22 protein-coding genes and 1 riboswitch are annotated in these 23,964 nt (G+C 67.9%); of the genes, 12 read left to right on the forward strand and 10 right to left on the reverse strand.

The genetic code is table 11. The features are described 5' to 3' along the window. Positions 1 to 151: 151 nt before the first annotated feature. A riboswitch (glycine riboswitch) is annotated at positions 152 to 247 on the reverse strand. A 99-nt stretch (positions 248 to 346) separates the two neighbouring features. The 7 genes from NWF34_RS11515 to secA2 form a co-directional block, all read right to left on the reverse strand. After that, positions 347 to 988 (reverse strand): MerR family transcriptional regulator, encoded by a 642-nt coding sequence (locus NWF34_RS11515; RefSeq protein WP_006435497.1) that lies wholly within the window; start codon positions 986 to 988, stop codon positions 347 to 349. 253 nt (positions 989 to 1,241) lie between these two features. Continuing rightward, positions 1,242 to 1,754, reverse strand: a complete 513-nt coding sequence (locus tag NWF34_RS11520; protein WP_024497475.1) for a bifunctional nuclease family protein — start codon at positions 1,752 to 1,754, stop codon at positions 1,242 to 1,244. A gap of 157 nt (positions 1,755 to 1,911) precedes the next feature. After that, positions 1,912 to 2,598: a MerR family transcriptional regulator gene (locus NWF34_RS11525; protein WP_258325114.1), complete on the reverse strand. Its 687-nt coding sequence runs from the start codon at positions 2,596 to 2,598 to the stop codon at positions 1,912 to 1,914. 42 nt (positions 2,599 to 2,640) lie between these two features. After that, positions 2,641 to 3,093, reverse strand: coding sequence for a glycogen accumulation regulator GarA (gene garA, locus NWF34_RS11530; RefSeq protein ID WP_005199386.1), 453 nt, complete (start codon positions 3,091 to 3,093; stop codon positions 2,641 to 2,643). A gap of 349 nt (positions 3,094 to 3,442) precedes the next feature. Further along, the gene (gcvH, locus tag NWF34_RS11535; protein ID WP_243828796.1) at positions 3,443 to 3,847 is read right to left on the reverse strand and encodes a glycine cleavage system protein GcvH; all 405 of its coding nucleotides are present in this window, start codon (positions 3,845 to 3,847) and stop codon (positions 3,443 to 3,445) included. A gap of 20 nt (positions 3,848 to 3,867) precedes the next feature. Beyond that, the gene (locus NWF34_RS11540; protein WP_006435493.1) at positions 3,868 to 4,497 is read right to left on the reverse strand and encodes a CDP-alcohol phosphatidyltransferase family protein; all 630 of its coding nucleotides are present in this window, start codon (positions 4,495 to 4,497) and stop codon (positions 3,868 to 3,870) included. Continuing rightward, positions 4,494 to 6,833, reverse strand: a complete 2,340-nt coding sequence (secA2, locus tag NWF34_RS11545; protein WP_006435492.1) for an accessory Sec system translocase SecA2 — start codon at positions 6,831 to 6,833, stop codon at positions 4,494 to 4,496. The genes NWF34_RS11540 and secA2 overlap by 4 nt, the downstream gene beginning before the upstream one ends. A 181-nt stretch (positions 6,834 to 7,014) precedes the next feature. Here secA2 and NWF34_RS11550 point away from each other — a divergent pair, with 181 nt between their 5' ends. After that, positions 7,015 to 8,553, forward strand: coding sequence for a hypothetical protein (locus tag NWF34_RS11550; protein ID WP_258325115.1), 1,539 nt, complete (start codon positions 7,015 to 7,017; stop codon positions 8,551 to 8,553). A gap of 3 nt (positions 8,554 to 8,556) precedes the next feature. Here NWF34_RS11550 and NWF34_RS11555 read toward each other — a convergent pair whose 3' ends face one another. Continuing rightward, positions 8,557 to 9,807, reverse strand: coding sequence for a hypothetical protein (locus NWF34_RS11555; RefSeq protein ID WP_258325116.1), 1,251 nt, complete (start codon positions 9,805 to 9,807; stop codon positions 8,557 to 8,559). A 149-nt stretch (positions 9,808 to 9,956) separates the two neighbouring features. Between NWF34_RS11555 and NWF34_RS11560 the strand changes: the two genes are divergently transcribed. Genes NWF34_RS11560 through NWF34_RS11575 form a run of 4 tightly spaced genes read left to right on the forward strand, consistent with a single transcriptional unit; the run spans position 9,957 to position 12,497 of the window. Next, a complete protein-coding gene (locus NWF34_RS11560; protein WP_258325133.1) occupies positions 9,957 to 10,352 on the forward strand; it encodes an META domain-containing protein in 396 nt (131 codons plus the stop codon). After that, positions 10,349 to 11,332 carry a malate dehydrogenase gene (locus NWF34_RS11565; protein WP_258325117.1) on the forward strand — a complete coding sequence of 328 codons (984 nt, stop codon included), beginning with the start codon at positions 10,349 to 10,351 and terminating at the stop codon, positions 11,330 to 11,332. Before NWF34_RS11560 ends, NWF34_RS11565 begins: the two co-directional genes overlap by 4 nt. Before the next feature lie 27 nt (positions 11,333 to 11,359). After that, positions 11,360 to 12,190 carry a polyphosphate kinase 2 gene (ppk2, locus tag NWF34_RS11570; RefSeq protein ID WP_243828790.1) on the forward strand — a complete coding sequence of 277 codons (831 nt, stop codon included), beginning with the start codon at positions 11,360 to 11,362 and terminating at the stop codon, positions 12,188 to 12,190. 10 nt (positions 12,191 to 12,200) lie between these two features. Beyond that, on the forward strand, positions 12,201 to 12,497 hold the full coding sequence (locus tag NWF34_RS11575; protein ID WP_024497464.1) for a DUF503 domain-containing protein: 297 nt from the start codon (positions 12,201 to 12,203) through the stop codon (positions 12,495 to 12,497). A 63-nt stretch (positions 12,498 to 12,560) separates the two neighbouring features. Here NWF34_RS11575 and NWF34_RS11580 read toward each other — a convergent pair whose 3' ends face one another. Continuing rightward, positions 12,561 to 13,124, reverse strand: coding sequence for a mismatch-specific DNA-glycosylase (locus tag NWF34_RS11580; RefSeq protein ID WP_258325118.1), 564 nt, complete (start codon positions 13,122 to 13,124; stop codon positions 12,561 to 12,563). Between the two features lie 152 nt (positions 13,125 to 13,276). Here NWF34_RS11580 and NWF34_RS11585 point away from each other — a divergent pair, with 152 nt between their 5' ends. The 7 genes from NWF34_RS11585 to NWF34_RS11615 all read left to right on the forward strand — a co-directional run bounded on the left by NWF34_RS11585 (position 13,277) and on the right by NWF34_RS11615 (position 23,423). Further along, entirely contained in the window at positions 13,277 to 16,498 is a 3,222-nt protein-coding gene (locus NWF34_RS11585) for a BTAD domain-containing putative transcriptional regulator (RefSeq protein ID WP_258325119.1), read from the forward strand. Between the two features lie 124 nt (positions 16,499 to 16,622). Beyond that, positions 16,623 to 18,050: an FAD-binding oxidoreductase gene (locus NWF34_RS11590; protein WP_258325120.1), complete on the forward strand. Its 1,428-nt coding sequence runs from the start codon at positions 16,623 to 16,625 to the stop codon at positions 18,048 to 18,050. A 61-nt stretch (positions 18,051 to 18,111) separates the two neighbouring features. Beyond that, entirely contained in the window at positions 18,112 to 18,507 is a 396-nt protein-coding gene (locus NWF34_RS11595) for a hypothetical protein (protein ID WP_258325121.1), read from the forward strand. Positions 18,508 to 18,658: 151 nt separating this feature from the next. Further along, the gene (locus tag NWF34_RS11600) at positions 18,659 to 20,290 is read left to right on the forward strand and encodes an FAD-dependent monooxygenase (RefSeq protein ID WP_258325122.1); all 1,632 of its coding nucleotides are present in this window, start codon (positions 18,659 to 18,661) and stop codon (positions 20,288 to 20,290) included. Positions 20,291 to 20,353: 63 nt separating this feature from the next. After that, a complete protein-coding gene (locus NWF34_RS11605; protein WP_258325123.1) occupies positions 20,354 to 21,658 on the forward strand; it encodes a polysaccharide pyruvyl transferase family protein in 1,305 nt (434 codons plus the stop codon). 81 nt (positions 21,659 to 21,739) lie between these two features. Next, positions 21,740 to 22,915, forward strand: a complete 1,176-nt coding sequence (locus NWF34_RS11610) for a serine hydrolase (RefSeq protein WP_258325124.1) — start codon at positions 21,740 to 21,742, stop codon at positions 22,913 to 22,915. Between the two features lie 22 nt (positions 22,916 to 22,937). Next, positions 22,938 to 23,423, forward strand: a complete 486-nt coding sequence (locus NWF34_RS11615; RefSeq protein ID WP_258325125.1) for a PPOX class F420-dependent oxidoreductase — start codon at positions 22,938 to 22,940, stop codon at positions 23,421 to 23,423. 47 nt (positions 23,424 to 23,470) lie between these two features. On the opposite strand, the gene NWF34_RS11620 is transcribed toward NWF34_RS11615, so the two are convergent. Continuing rightward, the coding region (locus NWF34_RS11620) for an HNH endonuclease signature motif containing protein (protein ID WP_258325126.1) at positions 23,471 to 23,964 on the reverse strand (494 nt) is incomplete at its 5' end.

The raw sequence follows: 23,964 nt of genomic DNA on the forward strand, positions 1-23,964 counted from the left end.
CAGGCGCCGGCTCGGTGCCGGCAGGCTCGCCCTCCCCCTCTGTCATGTCACCGGCCGGGGCCGGACGACGCCTGAGAGATTCGGTGTCACGCGGTTGCGTGACGACCTTTCACCGTGGGCGGACGACGAATCGTCACTTTCCAGAGACGCCGTCACCACCACGGTCCGGGTGCCTGAGAGTTTGACGGAGAGGTATTGCTCCTTCGGCGGTCACCTGTGTTCGGTGACGCTCTCCCGTGGCGTAGCGACGCGCGCACCAGTCTACGCAGTTCCACGTCCCGTTGGTCCAGACGACATCGCGAGAGTCGTGAGGATCACGTGGCGGGGTGCGGGCAGAGTGCGGATGCTAGCCGGTACGGCGGGTGCGATTCTTGCGGCGAGCGGCGAGTTCGTCCTCGGGTGCCGTCTCGCTGATACCCCCGTCGGCCCGTTCACCCGGGAAGTCGGCGATGGTGCCGGTGAGTTCGCGCATGGCGCCGCTGACCGCGATGCCGAAGACGCCCTGTCCACCCTGCAAGAGGTCGACGACCTCTTCGGCCGACGTGCACTCGTAGACGGTGGTGCCGTCGGAGAACAGGGTGATCTTGGCGAGGTCCTCGACCCCGCGCTTCCGGAGGTGGTCGACGGCGACACGGATGTTCTGCAGCGAGATGCCGGTGTCGAGGAGTCGCTTCACGATCTTGAGGACGAGGATGTCCTTGAACGAGTACAGACGCTGGCTACCCGAGCCCGCGGCGCCGCGGATCGACGGGACGACCAGCGAGGTACGGGCCCAGTAGTCGAGCTGGCGGTAGGTGATGCCGGCGATCTGGCAGGCACTCGGCACGCGGTAGCCGACCAGTTCGTCGGGAACGGTGTCGTCGGGGAAGAGCCCGGGTGCGATCTCCTCGAGACTGCCCTGGGTGGGACCCGCGGGACGATCGGTCACAGCGTGGTCGGGTGACGGGTCGCTCGACGTCACTTCACTGTCGACCGGACGATCGCCCACTTCTGTCTCCCTTGCAGAGCTCGGACCGGATGCCGCATCACACGCCTGACATCCACGTCTACAGTACGCGGTCCAGGCCCTGCTCGGGTCAGCCGATCACATCTTCATCGGCCCCTGAATGGTGCGCGATGTCGGGATTGACGCTATGCCGCGGGGGACACCGGATCAACGCGACGCGCCATGAGGCTCAACCTCAAGTTGAGATTGAGACAAACGGTGACCTATCGGTTGCCGTTCCGTGACCACGGACAGCTCAGGCGCCGCTGGCCTTGAAGTCGTCGGGCGAGACGTTGTCGAGGAACTCCTTGAACTTCTCGACCTCGTCCTCTTTGGTCTCGTCGACCGGCTCGGCGGTGGCGTCCTCGGGTTCTTCCTCCGGGATCAGCAGGCCGGCCTCGGCGAGGACCTCCTCGTCGGCGATGATCGGCACCTCGGCACGCATCGCGACGGCGATGGAATCCGACGGCCGCGCGGACACGCGGAGATCGCCCGAGAAGATCATCTCGGCGTAGAAGGTGCCCTCCTGCATGTCGACGATGCGCACCTCGAGGAGCGTCTGGCCGAACTCCCGGATGAGATTCACGATCAGGTCGTGGGTCAGCGGGCGCGGCGGCTCGATTCCCTTCTGCCGCAGGGCAATTGACGCAGCCTCGCTCTGTCCGATCCAGATCGGCAGATACCGCTCGCCGTCGACCTCGCGGAGCAGGAGCACGGGCTGACTCTGCGGGGGCTCGACCCTGATGCCCACCACTCGCATCTCGCTCATCTCGCACCTCCCAGACGCCTCGTAGGGCGATCGATTGATGACCTCGACGCTACACCGCTCAGGCGATACACGGCGGCCGACTCGCTGCTGGGCGGCACGATCACTTCAGCCCGATGCGGGCACCGAGGAGGCCGGAGTGCGCTGGTCGAGAAAGTGTTCAGTCGAGCACGTCGCGGACGGCCGCCTTGACCAACTGCGTGTGCAGGGTCACCGACAGCGCCGCGATCTCGCGAACTAGTTCTTCGGCACGGTCCCGGGCACCGGTCCCCTTGCCCTTGGCGATGGGGCTGGCGATCTGGGCGACCAGGCCGGCTTCCCGGTCCGCGGACACCTTGAAGGCACGCAGATGGCGTGTCTCGAGGCCATAGCTGGCCAGTGCCGCGGCCGCTTCGACGAGGCGCACGGCATCCTCGTCGAAGAACCCGGCCGGGCCCGGGATCAGCAGCCCGTTTCGCTGCAGTTCGGTCACGAACGCCGAGTCGACGCCGGTCCGTTCGATCAGCGACTCCCGGGACACCCGACCGGCACGCGCACCGAAATCGGTTGCGGGGGCCACGGTGCCGCGAGCCGTGGACAACGCCACGGTCCCGCCGGAACCGAAGCCGCCGTTCCCGTTGTCGATCGCATCGAGTTGTTCCTTGATGACCTTCAGCGGGAGATAACGGTCCCGCTGGGCGGTCAGCACGAAGCGCAACCGTTCACAGTCGGCTTCGCTGAATCGCCGATAGCCGGACGGCGCCCGCTCCGGGGTCACCAGACCCTCCGATTCCAGGAACCGGATCTTGGAAATCGTGATGTCGGGAAAGTCATCACGCAACTGGGCGAGGACCGTGCCAATCGACATCGATCCTTCGCCGCGAGGGGCCGTGGACGCCGTCACGACTTCTCAGGCGTCTGCTTCGTCGCGCGGACCGCTCAGGAAGACCAGACGGAATTTACCGATCTGGACTTCGTCGCCGTTGCTCAGCGATGCGGTGTCGACGGGTTCCCGGTTGACGTAGGTGCCGTTGAGGCTGCCCACGTCGACCACCTGAAACTCGTTGTCGCCGAGTCGGAATTCGGCGTGACGACGGCTGACCGTCACATCGTCGAGGAAGATGTCGCTGTCGGGATGCCGACCCGCTGAGGTCGTCGGCTGGTCGAGGAGGAACCGCGATCCCGCGTTGGGCCCCCGCTTCACGACAAGCAGCGCGGTCCCGGGAGCGAGTCGCTCGACTCCCGTCTCGGCCGGCTCACTCGAGGTGCTGGTCCCGGCATCGAGTTCATTGATGAACTCTTCCCGGAACACCGAGGTGGTCTCCACCGGCGCCTCGAAGTCCCTGTCGTTTTCGCTCACCACTTCTCCTTCGTCGTCGTCAGTGCAATCGCACTGTCAGTGCACACCGCACTGTTCGGCCAACCGCACTGTCCGGCCGTCCACGTCTCCGGTCCCGATCGCGGTCTCGCGTCGGTTCGGAGTCGGCTCTCGCCGCGATGGCCGGTTGAATCTACATGACGTGTGCGGACGGGTAGATCTCGGTGCATGATCGCGAAGTTCGCTCACGTCACGCCTCATTCCCACTGCCGTAACCGTACCGGTCATGTCGATCGCACCGGCGAGCGAGTCGACTCCGGCACGGTCGATCATATCGTCACCGGGGCGATCAGCCAGGTCGATCAGAGCCACCGGGTGGTATCGGCGGGAAGTCCTACCCTTCGATGACGGCGCGGTAGCCCGCGGCGTCGAGACCATCTCCCAGTTGCTCCTCGAGGGTCGCCTCGTCGGCGGCCTCGATCTCCACCAGCCAGCCCTCGCCGTACGGGTCCGAATTGACCAGTTCGGGCGAAGCGTCCAGTGCGTCGTTGACCGCGCTGACGGTACCGGTCAGCGGCCCGAAGATGTCGGAGACACTCTTGGTCGATTCCACCTCGGCGAAGGACTCGCCGACGGTGACCTCCGCCCCGGTGTCGGGCAACTGCACGAACACCACGTCACCGAGCGCATCCTGCGCGAAGTCCGTGATGCCCACGCGCACGGTCGTCGGCCCGATCTTCTCGATCCACTCGTGCTCTGCGGTGTAGCGCAGGTCCTCTGGCACTTTGCTGTCGGTCACAAGAGCCCCTTTCGTTCCCGTCAGACTCTACTGTCTGGCGAGGTGTCGGCCTGACGGCGCGACTGCATGTGTCGCATCACCAGGATCGTCTGATACCAGTACAGGACGAAGGACCACAGGTAGAGCCCCACGCCCCAGATCATGAACGCCCACCCGACCGGGTACGCGATGTCGCCCACGACCGAATCGAGCTGTCCGGCAAGCAGCCACGGGAACGCACTCATCAGCGCGAAGGTCGCGGCCTTGCCGATGTAGAGCACCGGCAGTGCCAGCACACCGCGCGTGCGCAGCAACGGCGCCGTGGCGAACAACAGCACATCCCGGCCGACGATGACACCGATGAGCCACCACGGCAGGAACTCACGCACGCCGAACGCCAGCGGGATGATGACGATGTAGAGCCGGTCGGCCGCCGGGTCCAGCAGGGCCCCGATCCGCGACGACTGATCGAGCAGACGAGCCAGCTTCCCGTCGGCCCAGTCCGAGAATCCCGAGAACATCAGGACCGCGAATGCCCACCCGTCGGCCTTCTCGACGAGCAGCAACCACACGAAGACCGGGATGAGGACGAGCCGGAGCACGCTGAGCGCGTTCGGCACGGTCACGATCCGATCCGGAGCCGGCGCGGAGGCCGCCTCCGGCTCGGTCACCGGAAGATCCCGATGATGCCCTGCAGCGTCTTCGCCCCGCCCGAGGAGAAGAGGTTGTCGTGGACCATGTACGTCCATGTCGTCGTCGAGCGGTGCAGATCCGACGATCCGAGATCGACGCCGTCGGCGGTGATCTTCGCCTCGCGGAACGTCTCCCGCGCCTTCTCCAGCGCCTGGGCGGGCAGGTCGGCGAACTCGGCGAGGATCATCCGGTGGAACTCGTCGAGCGGGCTCTCCTTGCCCAGCGACCGCAGGTGGATGCTCGCCCGGACATCGGAGACGAAGGCGAGATGGTCCGCCCACGCACGGTCGAGGTGGTAGAGCACGATCTCCCGCGCCGCCTGGCCGAGCACGTCACGGGGCACCGGCTCGACGGCGACCTCGTCGTCGGCCTCCGCCGGGGACTTCTCCCCCGTCAGTTCGGCGTACCGCTCCGGTTCGAGTTCGGACAGTTCCTCGAGCGCGGTGTCGGAGGTCAGGATCTTCATGCGTCGGTCGACGATGATGTCGCGTTGCTGATTGACCAGCTTGTTGTATCGCCAGGTGTTGGCGTGCAATTCCAGGCGCACGCCCTCGGCGATCCGCTGCGCCTGCTCGATGAGGTCGATGCCCTTGCTGCCCATCGAACCGTCGTCGTTGGGCGACACCGGATCGCGCTTGAACGCGAGGTTCTTGGTGACGACCGGATCCTCGAGGCTGGAGAAGAAGACCGACGTACCCGGGTCGCCCTGGCGGCCCGCGCGACCCCGCAGCTGACTGTCGAGCCGCTCGGTGTCGTGTCGTCCGGTGCCGACCACGCACAGACCGCCGAGCTCGACGACCGCGTCGCGGGCCGCGGAGTCGTCGGCCGAGCCGCCCAGCCGGATGTCGGTACCGCGGCCGGCCATCTGAGTGGACACCGTCACGGCATCACGCGCGCCGGCCTCGGCGATGATCTTCGCCTCCTGCGCGTCGTTCTTGGCATTGAGGACCACCGACGACACGCCGGCCTTCTCGAGGAAGTAGGCGAGCTCCTCGGACTCGGCGACGTCGTGAGTGCCGATGAGGACCGGTTGTCCGGTCTCGTGGATCTCCTTGACGTAGGCCACGATCGCCTCGACCTTGTTGGCCTTGGTGTCGTAGACCCGGTCGGGCAGATCGGTACGGATGTTCTCGGTGTTCGGCGGGATCTGCGACACCCGCAGGTCGTAGAACTGCCGGAACTGTTCACCGGCCGCGAGTGCGGTACCGGTCATACCGCACACCTTGGGGTAGCGACCGATGAGCGCCTGCACGGTGATGGTGTCGATGACCTCGCCCGAGTCGGTCTGGGCGAGACCCTCCTTGAGTTCGACGGCCGCCTGGACGCCGTCCGGCCAGCGCTGCAGCTGCGCCACCCGACCACGCGAGGCGTTGATCAGGTGGACGCCGCCGTCGCGGACGATGTAGTGGATGTCGCGCTCGAGCAGATAGTGCGCGTGCATCGCGATGCTGACGTGCACGAGCGTGGAGCCGACGTGTTCCTCGCTGTAGAGGTCGATCCCGCCGAGCTCCTCCTCGACGAAGGCCGCCCCCTCGTCGGTGAGCGTCACGTTGCGACCCTCGGCGTCGACCTCGTAATGCTTCTTCTTCATCCGCGACACCACGTCGTGGATGGCCTGGTCGGGAACCTCGGTCTCGGTCGATCCGGCCAGCACGAGCGGCACGAGCGCCTCGTCGACGAGCACCGAGTCGGCCTCGTCGATGATCGCCACGTCGGGCTTGGGCGAGACGAGGTCGGCCTCAGACAGGGCCAGCTGGTCGCGGAGGACGTCGAATCCGATCTCGTTGACCGAGCCGTAGGTGACGTCGCCGGCGTAGGCGCGCCGACGCTCCTCGCGGCTGGAGCTCTCCGAGATGGCATGCACCGCAATGCCGAAGACGGCGAAGAGTGGCTTCATCCACTCCGCGTCACGGGTGGCGAGGTAGTCGTTGACGGAGATGACGTGGACCTGATGGCCTTCGAGCACATGCCCGATCGCCGCGATGGCGCCGGCGAGTGTCTTGCCCTCACCGGTGGCCATCTCGACGATGTCGCCTTCGAGGAGACGCAGCGCGCCTTGCAGCTGAACATCGAAGGGGCGCAGTCCGATCGAGCGATCCGCGGCCTCGCGGACGAGCGCCAGGAACTTGGCCCGGTCGCCGGCCTTCGCCCCGAGGTCGAGCTTCTCGGCCTCGCCGACGAAGGCGTCGTCGTCGAGTTCGGCTGCCCAATCGGTGTGGGCTTCGGCCTCCTTGATCACACTCAGCGACTTCGACTGATTGCGAGTCGACTGGGCACCCAGAAGTCGCCACATGCTGTTGGTCAGCTTTCCCACCGAAACACTTCTCCTGATCGTTTCCCGGCCACTACACGACCCGTCGCGCCACTCGGCCCCGTCAGGTCAGCAACAACGGTACGCGGCCCCTGGTAGAGCGGGGTCGCCGACATTATGATCAGTCCACCTGTTCCGCCCCGCCCGCATTTCGCCCTCTGCTTCCCCGACCCTAGGACGGCCGATGAGCGTGACCTTCCCGAACAGGACACGCCTGCGTCTGGTCCGGGCCGTTCTGGCCGGGCTGGTGGTGGCGACCGGCGTCGGTCTCGGCGCGTTCAACGCCTGGTGGGTCGCTCTGTCCGTCGGCGTTCCGCTGGTCTTCCTGGGTATCGCGATCGGTCCGCGCGCGTCACGGGTGTCCGAACTGACGGAGTTCCGGCGCGGTGTCACCCGGGACGCCCCGCAGATCGAGGTCGAGGCACTGACCCGCAGCAGTCTCGGCGCCGACGATCTGCAGCCAACGATGGTCACCGCCACCGTCAGCCCGCCGAATGACACCTCCTACGAGGCGCGGTGGATCACCTCCATGGGCAAGGGCCACTTCCAGGCGCTGGCATCGAGCCCGTTCACGACACTCGCACCCGATCAACTGCCGCCCCGCGACCAGACCGGCACCCCGGAGTTCGACGACCATCCCGGCCGGTGGGCGGTCATCTACCCCGCGGTGACACTCCTGGTCGCTCTCGCCCTGATGTTCGGCGTCGCCGGGAGTTGGAAGATCTCCGGCCCCTCGCTCCCGTCGTTCGGTTCGGCCGTGGACGGAGATGCGCACGAGAACGAGGCCGCACTCGCCGAGCGCCACCAGCGGCTCCTGGACGAGATCGTCGACCGCCTGGGGCCCGATGCCACCCGAAACGTGTTGCGCCTGAACTACAACCTCGACTCGTCCTCCGACCAGGCGATCGTGTTCGATCCCACGAACGGCCGCGCGACGAGCATCAACGTCTGGGACGGCGGTTCCAACGCGTCGGTGGTGCCCAACATGGACCGGGCGGACAAGACCTTCGACGCCGCGACCATCAATCCCGGTTCGCTCGGTGACCTCACCCACTCGATGTCGGCGGAGGTCTCCCCCGCGGTGGCCGAGACAGAACTCGACCGGGTGCAGATCCAGCGACCCGTGCCGAACGAGCCGGTGGTCATCACCGGCACCTTCGACCCCGGCGACGCCTTCGTCCGCGACGTCGAGATCGAGGCCCACACCGACGGAACCGTCGCGGAGTTCTTCGACCCTGCGGATTTCGACACCGCCTTCACGATCGCCCGCGACGCACTGTCGCTCGCCGGCATCGCGCCGGACGCACCTGTCCTCGACGAGTTCGTGGTCCGCGGCATCGCCGACAACACCCCGATCATCAGCGCCAGCAGCATCCAGAACAGCGGCGGTGTCCTGATCCGGTACACGACCCCGACCCGCAGCGGACAGGTGGTGATCGCGCCCGGGAAGTTCCCGGAGGTCACGGGCAGGGTGGGACGCCACCGGCCCGACGGCTTCGACTTCGACGCGATCTCACCGCAGCTGTTCGACCGCGTTCGCGACGACGCGATGAAGCGCGGCTCGGTTCCCGAATACGATCGCGGGGCCGTCGCCATGGATGTGTCCGAGCCTCGGCTCCACGACGACCCGGGTCACGTGGTCCGCATCGAGATGGCCCGGGTCGAAGCATCGAAGGGCATGTACACACTCGACGGAGAACTCATCAAAGCCGCGCACTACTGACGCTCACACCTGCGGCGTACCTGCCTCCAGTGCGCGCCGCGTGACGGCATGCAATTCGGCGACCGCAGCCTCCGGCGGATGGAGGACCCCGCGATCGGACATCGTGGTGACGATGTCGCGGACGCGACCGTAATAGGTCGCCTGCTCGGCGGGCGTGCTGCTGGCCTCGGCGTGGTTGTACAGCTTGAGGGCGGTGTCGAGGGCATCCCGGTCGGCGGGTTCGAGATAACCGGCCCCGATGCGTCGTCCGTGCTTCTCGCATGCGATCCACGCCCGCCGGAGCGCGGCCACGGACTGCTGGTAGGCATCGGCGCGACCGCGGTTGCCCGGGTAGGCGTCGGTGCGCAGCGCGGTGGCCTCGTCGAGCGCGAGATGGAAGGTCTGGGTCTGTTCGACGGTCACATCCGTGACCGCCGGATACTTCAGCAGCAGGGCCGGGTCGAGTTCGTAGTTGCCGTAGACGCCGAGGATCTCGTCGTGGCGCCGCGTCGCCTCCTCCCACAACCGCTGCGCGGCCTCATCCGATCCGGCGTCGGCGATACGGGGACGGCGCAGATCGACGGGTGAGTGCTCGTCGGACGAGGCGTCGTGGTCAGGCGGCACCGACGCCACCGACACCTTCTCCCGCTGCTCGGCGGCAGCTCTCGGTCGCGTCGAACCCTTCTGCGTCGAACCCTTCTGTGTCGAACCCTTCTGCGTCGAACTCTTCTGTGTCGAAACACGTTGTGGCGCATGCTGTTTCAGTCGATCGATGACGACAGCGGCCGCCGGATCGCCCTCGATGATCGCGACCCTCCAGAAGTCGGAGTCGAGATCTTCGTCCACCCCCGTGCCGACGCGCGGTTGTTCACGCGCGAAGGTCAGTTTGAGGTATTTCTGCCCGAAGACGGTGAGGTGCTGGGCCCGCTGTCCGGCCATCGGCGAGGTGTCGTCCGCCGGACCACCGATCGCGAAGGATCGTAGTGCGGTCAGCGGGTAGGACACCAGCGTGCGGTCCTCGTCGCCGAAGTACACGGTGTCGTCGTCGACGGTCAGCAGCACCGCCCCCCGCTCGCCAAGTCGGCCGTACGCCGCGGCGAACAGAGACAAGGCCAGCAGTCCGGCGACCACTGCCGAGATGACCAGACCGTCGACGCCGGCGATGTTGAGCCCCACGAGCCCGACCAACGCGACCATCATCACGATCCACGCGGCGCTCGCGGAACGGTGATGGCGGGCCGTCAGATACTCGGTCCGGCACGTCACCGGAACCACATCTCACCCCCGAAGGCCATATCGCATCCCCCATCCGGTCGGCTACCGTAAGGATCGTGAGCTCCGGGTATCGCCGTCAGACGGCACGCGTACTCCACCCAGCCCGCGACCATCGCATCAGCTTACGCATTGTCGCGCTGGTCAGCGCGGTGTTGTTCGTGTCAGGTATCGGCGCATTCAGCGCCGGTCCGGGTGTCGCCGCGCCGGCAACTCCACCATTTGTCGGCAAGTCGTACTCGTCCACGGCGGTCACCGGCCCCCAGATCCCGGGCGGAGGGCCGCTGCAGGTGACCTTCCCCGCCGCCAACCGCATCTCACTGTTCGCCGGATGCAACCGGCACGTCGGCGAGATGCAGGTCGACGGTTCGGTCCTGCGCCTCGCCTCGCTCGCCTCGACGATGATGGCGTGCCCCGGTCCCCGCTCGGGCGCCGACGACTGGATCAACACGTTCACGAAGGAACCCCTCACCTGGTATTCGGTGGGCCACGCGCTCGTGCTCACGGCAGAGGGCACCCAGGTCCTGCTGATGGAAAAGTACTCGTGAGCACCTCCACCCCGGCGGTCGTCACGGTGACCGGTGCGGCCGGGAGCATCGGATATGCCAGCGTGTTCCGTATCGCCGCCGGCGCGATGCTCGGTCACGACCAGCCCATCGCCCTCCGGCTCCTCGAGTTACCCCAGGCGGTTCCCGCCGCCGTGGGCACCGCGATGGAACTCGACGACGGCGCCTTCGGTCTGCTGAAGTCGGTCGACGTCTTCGACGATCCGCGAAAAGCGTTCGACGGCGCTGGTTTCGCGCTGCTCATCGGCGCTCGTCCACGGTCCAAGGGCATGGAACGCGCTGATCTGCTCGCGGCGAACTCCGACATCTTCGCCGTGCAGGGCGCGGCCATCAACGAGGTTGCCGCCGACGACATCCGGGTGATCGTGGTGGGCAATCCCGCCAACACCAACGCCGCGGTCGCCTCGGCACACGCACCCGAGGTGCCGCCGCAGCGATTCACCGCGCTCACCCGACTCGACCACAACCGCGCGATCGCCCAACTCTCCCACCGGGCCGGGGTCGAGGTCGGCGAGATCAGCCGGGTGACCATCTGGGGCAACCACTCGGCGACGCAGTACCCCGACATCTTCCACGCTCGTGTCGGCAGGCGAAGCGGCGCCGATCTCGCCGCCGATCGCGAGTGGCTCGTCGACGATTTCATCCCGACCGTTGCCCGCCGCGGCACCGCGATTCTCGAGGCACGCGGATCGTCGTCGGCGGCGTCGGCGGCCAACGCGACGATCGACCACGTTCACGACTGGGTACTGGGGACCCCTGCCGACGACTGGACGTCCACCGCACTGCCGTCACCCGGCGTGTACGGCGTGCCCGAGGGCATCGTCTGCTCGTTCCCGGTGCGTTCGGTCGGCGGCGAGTGGGAGATCGTCGAGGGGCTCGACATCAACGAGTTCTCGCGCGCCCGGATCGACGCGTCGATCGTCGAACTCGAAGCCGAACGCGATGCCGCTCTGACCCCTTGACCGGTCAGCAGCCCGTACTCTCTTCCCATGGCCAAGAAGGACACGCGGAAACCTCAGAAGATCTCCGACAACGTCTACGAGGCGGAGCTGTTCCGGCTGCAGACCGAGTTGGTCAAACTCCAGGAATGGGTGCGTGAGACCGGCACTCGCGTGGTCGTGGTCTTCGAGGGACGCGACGCCGCGGGCAAGGGCGGCACCATCAAGCGGATCAGCCAGTATCTGAGTCCTCGCATCGCGCGGGTCGCTGCGCTTCCGGCACCCACCGACCGCGAACGCGGGCAGTGGTACTACCAGCGCTATGTCGCGCATCTGCCGGCGCCCGGCGAGATTGTGCTGTTCGACCGGTCCTGGTACAACCGTGCCGGAGTCGAGAAGGTCATGGGTTTCTGCACGCCCGAGGAACACACACGGTTCCTGCGGCAGACGCCGATCTTCGAGCAGATGCTGATCGACGACGGCATCATCCTGCGCAAGTACTGGTTCTCCGTCTCCGACGACGAACAGCTCAAGCGATTCCGCCAGCGCGTGAAAGATCCCGTGCGGCAATGGAAGTTGAGTACGATGGATCTCGAGTCGGTCTACCGATGGGAAGACTACTCGCGCGCCAAGGACGAGATGATGGTGCACACAGACACTGCGCTGAGCCCCTGGTACGTGGTCGAATCCGACGTGAAGAAGCACGCGCGGCTCAACATGATCGCACACCTGCTCGACAGCATCGACTACGGCGAGGTGCCCCGTCCGCGGGTGACGTTGCCGAAGAAGCCGGTCGACACGGGCAACTACCACCGGCCGCCGCGTTCCCTGTCCAAGTACGTGCCCGACCACGTGGCGACGCTGATCCGCACCGACAATTGATCGGGTTCTGATGTGGATCGGGTTCGCCGAGTTCGACTATCGCCTCGGTGATGTGCACTCGCTGAAGCAGAAGCGTTCCATCGTCCGGCCGATCGTCGCCGAACTACGCCGACGGTTCGCGGTCTCGGTGGCCGAGGTCGGGCACCTCGACATGCATCGCCGCGCGATGATCGGCACGAGCGTGGTGGCGGCCGACCGGACCCACGTCGTCGATGTGCTCGACGCGGTCGAGAGATCCGCCGCCAACCATCCGGAGGTCGAACTCTTGTCGATGCGCCGCCGGATTCTCAATTCCGAAGACCTCTGAGACCGAACTACATCCCGGCGGAAGCCACAGCCGGAAAGCGCCCCCTTTTCCAGGGTGCTCTGCTCACACCACGCCGGCCGCGACCGCCGCCTCCCGGTACGCAGCGGCCAGCGAGTCGACGGTCTCGTGCGCATTGAGTCCGCTGGGGTTCGGAACCACCCAGAGCTGCGCCCCGTCCCAGGTCTCTTCCTGGCGGCCGGTCACCGCGTCTCGCCGCCCGAAGGCACTGCGGTAGGCGGTGATCCCGGCGACCGCCACCACCCGGGGCCCGACCTCCCGCACGCGCGCCCGAAGCCGACGACCACCGTCCCGCAACTCGTCGACCGTGAGTTCCGCGGCGGTTGCGGTGGCCCGGGCAACGACGTTGGTGATGCCGATCCCCCGTCCGGTCAGCAGTTCGGCGTCGGCCTCGGACATGCCGCGCGACGCGTCGATCACCCGGTCGACGATCCCGGCGCGCGCCAGTGCCGGGTAGAAGCGATTTCCGGGCCGCGCGAAATGGGCTCCGGTGGCGGCGGTCCACAGTCCCGGGTTGATGCCGACGAACAGCAATCGGCAGCCGTCACCGACCAGGTCCTCGACGGTGCGGTCCCGGTATTCGAGGAGTTCGGCCCTGGTGAATCCCATCCCCCGAGGCTAAACGGCCGGCCTTCGGGACCGTGGCCTGGTGCCGACGGCCCACCGACAAGGTTCGCGGCACCCGCAGATGTCGGACGAAGAATCGCACCTCCCCCCGACAACCCCGCGCCAGAGGTGTCCAGACCATTACACTCACGCTGATGCTCGGACTCTCGTACACGGTCTTGGGCGGGCTCGGCGCTCAGATCGGTTCCGATCCCGTCGAACTCGGCACCCGCAAGCAACGTGCCACACTCGCGCAACTCGTGCTGGCGGAGGGCGCGCCGCTGCGTGCCGACCGGCTGGTCGAGGGAATCTGGGGCGACTCGCCGCCCGACCGTGCCGAAGTGTCCCTGCAGTCCTACATCTCGGGGCTCCGCAAGGCCCTCGAACCCGACCGCAAACCGCGCAGTCCCTCGACCGTGCTGCTCACCCACGGCACCGGCTACAGCCTCCCGACGGCACCTGAACAGGTCGACCTGCGGCGTCTGACCACCGACCTGACCTCGGCGCGGACCCTGATGCAGCACGGCGACACCGCCGCCGCGGCCCCGCTCCTGCAGAAGGTCCTCGACTCCTACCGTCCCCTTCTCCCGGAATTCGAGGGGCTGGCGTTCCGCGACGAGGCCGCCGATCATCTCGACCGCATGCTCGGCGCGGCGGGGGAGATGTCTTTCGAGGCGCGGATGGCTGCCGGGGACCATCGTCTCCTGGTCACCGAACTCGACAGCGCCGTCGAACGATCGCCGCTCGACGAAGGCCTCTGGGTCCTGCTCGCCACCGCGCTGTACCGACTCGGGCGGCAGTCCGATGCCCTCGGGGCGATCGCCAATGCGCGCCGCATCCTCGCCGACGAGATCGGCGTCGACCCCGGACCGAGACTCCGCGAACTGGAACGCGACATCCTCGACCACGCCCCACATCTCGACGCGCCGACCGCACCGCGCGCGGCGATCACCATGAGCGAGCGAGCCGGCAGCGGCGTCGTCGGGCATCCGGCGAGCGACGACGCGGAGAATCGGACGTCCGAAGCCGATCCCCTCGACCCCGCGGACGACGCGCCATCGCTCGTCGGGCGCACCGACGAACTGGCCGCGCTGCACCGCGCCGTACTCGCCTCGATGACCGGACACGGCGGGGTCGTCGTGGTGGAAGGCGAGCCCGGAGCGGGCAAGACGGCCCTGATCGACGAAGCCGGCCGTCGTGCGGCCGGTGCCGCCGACCTGCGGGTGCTGTGGGGTCGGTGCGTGGACGATCCCGCGGCACCGTCGATGTGGCCGTGGGTCCAGATCCTCGGCACGGTCCTCCCCCAGCTCGATCCGGCCGACCGTGAGCGGCTCCTGGACAGCTCACTCGGCCGTATGGTCACCGAGGGCGTCAACGTCATCCCGCCACCGCGCCAGATGCCCGACGCCGCAGCACGTTTCCAGTTCTACGATCAGGCCGCCGATCTCCTCGACGGCGTCGCCGAGACCTCGAAGCTGATCATCGTCCTCGACGACCTCCAGTGGGCAGACGGTGCCTCACTGGAACTCTTCGCGCACATGACTTCTCGACGGACCCCGGGCGTCACGTTCTTCGCCTCCCTGCGGTCGCCGACCCACCGGCCGGTCGTCGCCTCGACACTGGCGACGCTGGCCCGGCTGCCCGAACACCGCCGTATCCAGGTCGGGCCACTCCGCGGGGACGACATCTCCGAGCTGATCCGCCGCGAGACCCAGCAGTGGCCGGAGGTCGCCACGGTGAGCTCGATCGAGCGGCGCACCGGCGGTAACGCCTTCTTCGTCCGCGAACTGGCCCGCATCCTCGCCGCCCAGGGGTCGATCGCGGGTAACGCCGTGCCGTCCGGGGTGCGCGACGTGGTGCGTCAAAGGCTGCTCGGATTGTCCACGGAGACAACCGAACTCCTCGACATCGCGGCGCTCATCGGCACCCGGGTGGATCTGGTGTTGCTCGCGACCGCAGCCGGACGGCCGGTCGACCAGGCGCTCGACACCCTCGAAGCCGCCTCCGCCGCCGGGGTCATCGATCTCGGACCCGACGATCCGTTCGGATTCAGTTTCAGCCACGACATCATCCGTGAGGCGATCGCCGACGCGATCCCCTCGATGCGCGCCCGACGCATCCACCTGGCCATCGCCGACGCACTGGCCGGCAATTCCTCACCGCACGCGGTCACCCGGGTCGCTCGCCACCTGTGGTCGGCAGGTCCCCTCGCCGACCGCGAGCGTACGACCAGCGCCCTCCTGACGGCGGGCGACATCGCTCTGCGCACCTACGATTTCGACGGCGCGAAACGCCATTTCGGCGATGCGTCGACGCTGGCGCGGGCCACCGGGGACCAGCAGGCCGAACTGCGGGCGATCGCCACCCAGCTCGCGGGTGAGGTCTCCACTCACGGGTACTTCGCCGCCGACCCCGACCTCCAGGAACGCGCCCGCACACTGGCGACCGCACTCGACGACCGGCGACTGCTGGCCGCCCTCGACTACGCCCGCTGCGCCGCGCACATCCAGGTCGCCGACGTACGCACGGGGCACCGGCTCGCGAACGATCTACGTGCACGTGCCGATCGGTCGGACGACGCCGTGGTCGTTCACCTCGGCATGCAGGTCGCCGGGATCGACGAGTTCACGCGCGGCAATTTCGGTGCGGCTCATCGCATCCTGGACACCTACGGCCCCTTCGACGACGTCGACGGGCTCCGCGACGACCAACTGACGATGGCGCGCGGCTTCCGGATCTGGGCGGCGACGATCCACGTCGGCGGTGATGCCGGCCGCGGGCTGTTCGCGACCATGTCCGACGCCCGCCCGGACCCCAGGTCGCGATTGGGTACGGCGATCTTCGCGGTCGGCGCGGCGGCGATGATCGGTGACGCGGAGTGGGCGCTCGACGCCGGACAGATCATCGACTCCGAGGTTCCGGGTCCGCTCGCATATCTGCGTCGCGGCGGCGAACGCATGTACTGGTGGGCGCGTGCGATGACCGGTGATCTCGACGACGCCCTGGTCCGAATCGACCAGCTGGACACCGGCGGACCCGCGACCGGCGAGCCCGGCAGTGCGGACCCTCCACGCACAGGTGAGGGATTCTGGCTCGGGTTGCACGCCGAGGTACTGGTCACCGCGGGCAAGCTGACCGACGCGGCCGCCCTCCTGGACCAGGCGGACGACTTCGCTGAGCGGACCGGTGAGCGCTACGCGGACGCGCACCGTCTTCTCGTCCGCGCCCGCTACGAGTACGCCAACGGTCGGCCGGCATCGGTGTTCGGTGCGACGCTCGGACGCGCTCGGGACGTCGCGATGGTCCAAGAGGCACAAGCCCTGGTCGGGCGGATCGACGCGCTCGCCGCAGAGTGGGGCGTGTCCCCCTCGGCGTGAGGCTCAAGTCCGCCTCAAGTCGCCTCCAAGCCCCGTCGGGAAATCTGGTCTGCGAATCCGGGCCGACCGGAGACCAGAAGAACGCCCGCGCCGGCCGAGCCGGCCACACCCGAGGACTCACCGAATGACCCCGACACCCACCTCACCGACCGGCCGACCCGAACGGTTGATCGTCCGCACCCGCACCTCGGTGCTCGCACAGTTGCGCCACCGGATCGCCGGCGAGGTACTCGGCCCCGGAGATGCGGGTTTTCGCGAGGCCCGCGCCGGTTTCAACCGGCTCGTCATCCACCGACCATCGGTGATCGCGATCCCGGAGAACCATTTCGACGTGGTCGAAGCCGTGCGGTTCGCCGCCGAGGAAGATCTGCGGATCACGGTCCAGGCAACCGGTCACGGGACCGGCGTACCGGCCGACGGCGGTCTCCTCATCAATACTTCCCGCCTCACGTCGGTGACCGTCGACCCCGTCACGCGGACCGCCCGGGTCGCCGCCGGCGCCACCTGGAAGATGGTCCTCGACGCCGCGGTACCGTACGGACTCGCACCCCTGATGGGTTCGGCGAGCATCGTCGGCGCGGTCGGCTACACCCTCGGGGGCGGTTTCGGCTGGCTCGGACGCCGCTTCGGTCTGGGGTCGGACGCCGTGCTCGCCTTCGATCTCGTGACCCCCGACGGCACCCCGATCCGCGTCAGCGACGCGAGCTTCCCGCACATCTTCTGGGCTCTGAAGGGCGGTGGGGCCGGCAGCCTCGGCGTCGTCACCTCGATGGAGATCGCCCTCGCCGACGTCGCGACCGTGTACGCGGGCAACTTGTTCTACCCGGTCACCGAGGCCGAGGAGATCATGCGCCGGTTCCGGGACTGGGCACCGGCCCAGCGCGAGGAACTGACCTCGGCGGTCACCATCCTGAATCTCCCGCCCACCGACGACGTTCCGGAACCGTTGCGCGGCGGCAGTTTTGCGGTGGTGCGTGGCTGCTGGTCCGGTGACACCGCCGCCGGCCGCGCGATCGTCGACGAGTGGCGGGATTGGCGGACACCCCTCGTCGACCTGTGGGACGAGATGCCGTTCGCGGCAGCGGACGCGATCAGCATGGACCCCACCGAACCGATGCCGGTCATGGTCACCACCGAATGGTTCGACCACCTGCAGGACGAGGCGATCGACGTCATCGCCGGACGCAGCCGGCCGGCACCGGGTTCGGCACCGCTCATCGTCTCCGCCGAGATCCGCCACGCCGGCGGCGCAATCGCGCGCGGAGCCGCCCGGGCGGCGAACGATCGGGCACGCTCCGGACAGTTCCTCCTCGAACTCATCTCGATCGTCCCCGATCCCCATGTGGCGTTGGCCGTCGAATCGACGCTGCGCGTCACCCGCACCGAGCTCGCGCCCTATGTCACGGGTGCGACGTACCTGAACTTCACGTCGGGAGCCGAACGCGCCGGCCGCGCCGCGGAGTCCTACAGCGTCGAGCACCGTCGTCGGCTCCTGGAGATCAAGGCGACGGTCGACCCGCACGACAGGTTCTGCCACGGCGACATCGTCTGACACCCGGGCAGTCGGCCGACGGGGGTTGCGCGACCACGCCGATCCGTGGACTGATGGGGTCATGACCGATCCGACGCCGTCGCACCTCGACGTCCCGCTGCTCGTCGTGGACGGTGCGAATGTCGTCGGATCGGTGCCGGACGGATGGTGGCGGGACCGTCGGGGTGCGGCGGAGCGGTTGCGGGATCGTCTCGCTGAACTCGCTGCCCCGGGTATCGACGCGTTGACCGGTCCGCTCGCGATCATGCTCGTCGTCGAGGGCAGGGCTCGGGGGATCGCATCGGTCCCCGGGGTCACGGTGGTGGAGGCGCCGGCGGTCGGCGACGACACGATCGTCGACGTCGTGGGCCGGCACCCCGACCGTCGTCGAGTGGTCGTCACCGCCGACCGCGAACTCCGCGCGCGGGTCACCGCGCTGGGGGCCGAGACCCTCGGACCGTCGTCGATCCCGCGCTGAACCCGGTCGGTCCGCAGTTCCGGACATCCGACAATGCAGTGCCGAGAATCGAAGCTGTGCCACGTTTTTCCAGTCCCACGCCCGAGCTCGGCCGCACGGCGAATAATGCCTGCGAGCGTCGGCACTCGCCGACCGACGAAAGGGGTTCGGTGTGAATGACGTAGACGTACTGGTCGCGGGCGCGGGCCCGATCGGTCTGACCGCTGCCATCGAACTCCGCCGGCGAGGTGTCCGGGTCCGGATTGTCGACCCCCTTCTCGACCCTCCCCAGTACGCGAAAGCCGTTGGGATTCAGCCACGGACCCTCGAGGTGTTCGAGGGCATGGGGGTGCTCGAGCCGATCCTGGACGCGGGTATGGAGATGCGCGGGCAGTTGGTGTTCGTCAATGGTTCTGAGGTGTCACGGATCGACCTGTCCACGCCGGACGATGTTCCCTTCCGCTTCCACCTGCTGCCGCAATATGCCACCGAGCGCGTCCTGCGAGACCGGCTCACCGACCTCGATGCCGAGATCGAACGCGGCGTGCGGGTGTCGGCGTTCGAGCAGGACGTCGACGGCGTCACCGTCACGCTGGCCGACGCGGACGGTGGCGAGACCCAGGTCCGCGCGTCATATCTGATCGGCGCCGACGGAGCGCACAGCACGGTTCGCAAGGGTCTCGGTCTGAGCTTCGAGGGCGGTGCATTCGCCGAGCAGTACATGCTGGGCGACGTGGCCGTGGACTGGTCGATGCCCCGTGGTTACGCGATCCGCGCGATGCATCAGGCCGACGACGGCACAACCGACGACCTGCTGGTGTGCATCCCGCTACCGGGCCGCGGACGGTATCGCATGTCGATGCTCGTGCCCGACGAACTCGCGATCGGCGAGACCTCCGGCGGGGACGGTGTCGCGCATGGTTTCGAGGGCACCCGCACGCCCGAGCTGTCCCACATCCAGGCGGTCGTCGACCGGTTGTCACCCGAACCCGCCACCGTGTCGGACATGCGCTGGTCGTCGGTGTTCCGCATCAGCCATCGGATCGTCGACTCCTACGGTCGCGGAAGGGTGTTCGTGGCCGGCGACGCCGCGCACATCCATCCGCCCACCGGCGCTCAGGGGATGAACACCGGGGTGCAGGACGCCCACAACCTCGCGTGGAAGCTGGCGCTGGCCGTCGACGGCGTGGCGGCACCCGGCCTGCTCGACAGCTATGACCTGGAACGACGACCGGTCGGTGAGGAGGTTGTCGGACGTACCGTCCGCGACGCTCGGGAGGGCATCGGCACCGATTCCACCGACGTCGACTTCGTGACGCGCCGCGAAGCCCAGTTGCTGATCTCCTACGCCGACAGCCCGATCACCGCGGGTTCGACGGTCCCCAGCACGCCGTCGGCACCGCGGGCAGGGGAACGGGCCCCGGACGCCGCAGGACTCGGTCGCGAATCGGTGAATCACCCGCTCCGGCTGTTCTCCTTGCTGGGCGGCGTCGACCACTCGCTCGTGTTGTACGCCGACGCGACCTCGGGTGCCGAGGACGTCGCCGTGCTCGAAGGCCTGGCCGCAGAGATCACCGCGACGGCACGCGGGCACATGACCGTACACGTGGTGGCGGCACCGACCGCGCAGGTCGGCAGCACCGACCTGCCGTTGCTCCGCGACACCGAAGGCCTCTTCGCTGCCGGATACCGACCGGACGGTTCGACGGCCTTCGTCATCCGCCCGGACGGCTATCTCGGTTACCGCGGCCCGCTCGACGACGCCGCCGCGGTCCTCGCGTACCTCCGCGCCACATTCGCGTGAACCGGGATCGCCTCTCGCGAAGCGCCGAGTCGCGCCGCCGCCCCGCCGCCGTAGTCTCTCACCATGAGGGAATGGGGGCAGGCGCCGCGACTTCGGGGGCTGGCGAGCCGCGTGGGGGCATCGGCACGACGCCGGGCCGCTGAGTCCTACCTCGGACGCGCCCGCGGGGCCGGCGAGGTCATCTACCTGATCGCACCGACCGGATACCCCAACTACGGCGACGAACTCATCGCGCGCACCTGGCTGCGCCACCTCACGCGCATCCGTCCCCACGCGACGGTGATCCTGGACTGCCACAACCCCGGGTCGGCGACCGCCTTGATGGGCGACGCGCACCCGAACCTGCTCGTCGTCGACACGCTCTGGCAACTCACGAACCACGCCGCCGGCATCGAACCCGACGCCCCGTGGGCGTGGGTCGGCCGGGCTGTCCTCGACTCCGGCCTGGCACCGCGGCTGAGCGCCGGTATCGACCTCCTCCACACGGCGACCACCATCCACCTGCTCGGCGGCGGATATGTGAACACCGTGTGGCCGCATCATGTTTCGCTGTTCGTGGGGGCCGCCGCGGTATCGGGCAGATCGGGAGCGAGGGCCGTGGCCACCGGGCAGGGACTGGTGCCCACCGTCTCCGAACCCGCGTGGACCGCCCTGGCCACGGCGCTGGGCACCTTCGACATCGTCGATGTGCGTGACACGCCGTCGGCGCAGGCGCTCGATGGGGTCGTGGGCGTGTGGAACTCCGGGGACGACGCCTGGCTCGCACTCAACCGTCCGCAACCGGCGATCTACCGCGACGAGACGGCCGCCGACGCACCGGGTCACGGTCACGGTGTGGTGCTGTGCCTGCAGTCGGACCTCACCGAGAAGTTCACCGGCTCACGCGGAACCGGCGCGGAGGCGCTCGCCGGGTTCGTGCACGACACCCTCGACGCCTGGGAGGTACCGGGAACGGGGGTCACCGTCGTCGAGGGAATCCCGGGACACGACTACGAGGTCCCGTTCCGTCTCGGGTCTCGACTCGACGGCGCACGCATCCTCAGTTTCCGTGACGTCTGGCTCGACGGGCTGCCCGCAGGGCAGGGCAACACCTGGATCAGCACGCGATTCCACCCCCACCTGATGGCGGCTGCCGCCGGGGACCCGGGCGTGGCGATCGTGCCGATGCCGGTCTACTACTCGATCAAGCACCGTTCCCTCGTCGAGGCCGGATCGTCCTGGAGTGTCGTCGATTCGGGAGACACGATCCCCGACCGGCCCACCGCCGGCGGTTTCGGGACGATGCAGCGGCAACGGGCCATCGAGGCCAAGGTCGCCACCGCACTCGACATCTACCCGGTGGCGGCTCTCTTCGCGCATCGGGTCTGAGGTAAACCGGACAGCGCGAATTCTGCGCCAGATACGGAGATGGACTGGCTGTTCGAGTCGTCGGCGAGAGATCATCACGGGATGATCCGTCGGCCCGTGCGCTCCGCTGTCCTACGAGTCCTGGTGTTCGGCGTGACAGCGGTGCTCGGCCTCGCCGCCTGCTCGCCGTCCCAGACGGCTTCCGACGGGTCGGGCACCCCCTCATCGGTGTCGGCCGAGAGCAGCGCCGCGTTCCAGAAGGTGCTCGACGACCTCCAGTCCACCGGCGGCTTCCCCGGCGTCATCGCTCGCGTCATCTCACCGTCGGGTATCTGGACGGGAACGGCCGGCACTGCTGTCAAGGGACGGGATCGGCCGATCACCGCGTCCGATCACACCCGTATCGGTTCGCTCACCAAGACGATGACCGCGACGATCCTGCTGCAACTCGTCCAGGACGCGCGGGTCTCGCTCGATGATCCGATCAGCAAGTACATCCCCGACGCCCCCAACGGGAACGCCACCGTCCGTCAGGTCGCAGACATGACCAGTGGCATCCCGTCGTACACCCTGTCCGACACCTTCACGCAGAGATTCTTCTCCGATCCCGGATATGACTGGGCGCCAACCGAACTCGTCGACGCCTCGAAGACGTTGCCACCGGCCTTCGCGCCCGGGGACGGCTGGCAGTACTCGAACACCAACTACGTGCTGCTAGGGCTCCTCATCGAGAGGGTCCTGCGGCAACCGATCCGCGACGTCTTCGACGAACGGATCTTCGGCCCGCTGGGCATGGACGACTCGTCCTGGCCGGGCGGATCCGTCGACATCCCCGATCCCCACGTCGACGGCGTGACCAGCCAGGGTCAGCCGGCCGGGAAGACCGTCGACTCCACCGACTGGAATCCGTCTTTCGCCTTCACTGCGGGCGCGGTGATCTCGACCCTCGACGATCTGCAGCGCTGGGGCGATGCCCTGTTCACCGGTCGGGCGGTGCTCAACCCGTCCACCCAGCAGTTGCGTCGCGACTCGATCCTCACGTCTCCGCCGCCGAACACCGCCACCGCCGGGTATGGCATCGGTATCGGCGATCGGGACGGCTGGTGGGGCCACGACGGCGATTTCCCGGGCTTCAACTCGTCGCTGTTCCACAACTACGATTCCGACACGACCATCATCATCCTGGTGAACAGTGACGACGACATCACCGTCGACGGCAAGCAGGAACCACCGGTGTCGGCGATCCTCGCCGGGTTGATCGCCGCACTGCCGAAGTAGACGTCGGCGTAAGGTCGTCGGCATGGCCAGAACCGTTGCGAAAGCCGATGCCGTCGACCGTGCCGGACTGTTGGACTTCATCCGGCCCCGTCACAAGATGATCCTCAGCACCGTCCGATCGAACGGCTGCCCGCAGCTGTCGCCGGTGACCGGCGGCGTCGATGCCGACGGCCGCATCGTGATCTCGACCTATCCGGGTCGCGCGAAGGCGACGAACCTCCGCTCCACCCCGGTGGCGAGCGTCGTCGTGTTGTCCGACGAGTTCAACGGCGCCTGGGTCCAGGTCGACGGAGACGCCGAGGTCCTGGACATGCCCGAGGCCGAGGACGCCCTCGTCGACTACTTCCGCAGCATCTCCGGCGAACATCCGGACTGGGACGAGTACCGTGCCGCGATGCGCATGCAGGGCAAGTCGCTGATCCGCATCACCCCGACGCGATGGGGCCCGATCGCCTCTGGCGGATTCCCCGCCGACGTCGCGGCGAAGCTCGACGCACAGGACAGCTGAGCTCGAGTTCGACGACTCGCGCGCGACGACGCAGGACACGTGACCCGTCAGAACGGCGGCGGGTCTGCCTGGTCGGCGAGGCGCTGCTTCTTGTTGCGGGCACGTTCGGCCCGCCGGCGTGCGTGCTTGCTGGCAAGCCGGTTGGTGAGCGGCGGGGCGTCGTCCCCGGTGATCACTCTGGGTGTGGGTGGTGCCTGAGGTGGCTGTTCGTAACGGATACGCCGCAGGTTCGGGAACAAGTCTTCCAGGGTTTCGGCGTCACCGAGCATGGTGAAACCCTCCGGAGTGCGGTACTCGGTGACCAGGTGGCCGTCGTCGTCGCGGTACTGGACATCGATCCAGTCGCCGAAGGTTTTGTGCAGGTGTCCGAACCGGCATTTGGCGTTCAGGTTCTCACTCGACGTCGCCCCGCCTCGGGTTGGGTTGGTGTGGTCGTACTCGGTGACGTGGTCGAGGTCGCTGTCGAATGACGAACCCGCGCAGCCGGGTTCGGTGCAATAGCCGTCGCGCACGCGCACGAAGTCGGCGCACGCGGTGGTGG

The organism is Gordonia sp. GONU (assembly GCF_024733855.1).
GTDB lineage: Bacteria > Actinomycetota > Actinomycetes > Mycobacteriales > Mycobacteriaceae > Gordonia > Gordonia amicalis.

Excerpts from the sequence above, each read along its gene's own strand:
- NWF34_RS11525 (WP_258325114.1), bottom strand. The coding sequence starts at position 2,598 with ATGTCGATTGGCACGGTCCTCGCCCAGTTGCGTGATGACTTTCCCGAC.
- NWF34_RS11585 (WP_258325119.1), top strand. The coding sequence starts at position 13,277 with ATGCTCGGACTCTCGTACACGGTCTTGGGCGGGCTCGGCGCTCAGATC.
- NWF34_RS11595 (WP_258325121.1), top strand. The coding sequence starts at position 18,112 with ATGACCGATCCGACGCCGTCGCACCTCGACGTCCCGCTGCTCGTCGTG.
- NWF34_RS11605 (WP_258325123.1), top strand. The coding sequence starts at position 20,354 with ATGAGGGAATGGGGGCAGGCGCCGCGACTTCGGGGGCTGGCGAGCCGC.
- NWF34_RS11615 (WP_258325125.1), top strand. The coding sequence starts at position 22,938 with ATGGCCAGAACCGTTGCGAAAGCCGATGCCGTCGACCGTGCCGGACTG.
- ppk2 (WP_243828790.1), top strand. The coding sequence starts at position 11,360 with ATGGCCAAGAAGGACACGCGGAAACCTCAGAAGATCTCCGACAACGTC.
- NWF34_RS11610 (WP_258325124.1), top strand. The coding sequence starts at position 21,740 with ATGATCCGTCGGCCCGTGCGCTCCGCTGTCCTACGAGTCCTGGTGTTC.
- NWF34_RS11575 (WP_024497464.1), top strand. The coding sequence starts at position 12,201 with ATGTGGATCGGGTTCGCCGAGTTCGACTATCGCCTCGGTGATGTGCAC.
- NWF34_RS11590 (WP_258325120.1), top strand. The coding sequence starts at position 16,623 with ATGACCCCGACACCCACCTCACCGACCGGCCGACCCGAACGGTTGATC.
- NWF34_RS11550 (WP_258325115.1), top strand. The coding sequence starts at position 7,015 with ATGAGCGTGACCTTCCCGAACAGGACACGCCTGCGTCTGGTCCGGGCC.
- NWF34_RS11520 (WP_024497475.1), bottom strand. The coding sequence starts at position 1,754 with ATGAGCGAGATGCGAGTGGTGGGCATCAGGGTCGAGCCCCCGCAGAGT.
- NWF34_RS11580 (WP_258325118.1), bottom strand. The coding sequence starts at position 13,124 with ATGGGATTCACCAGGGCCGAACTCCTCGAATACCGGGACCGCACCGTC.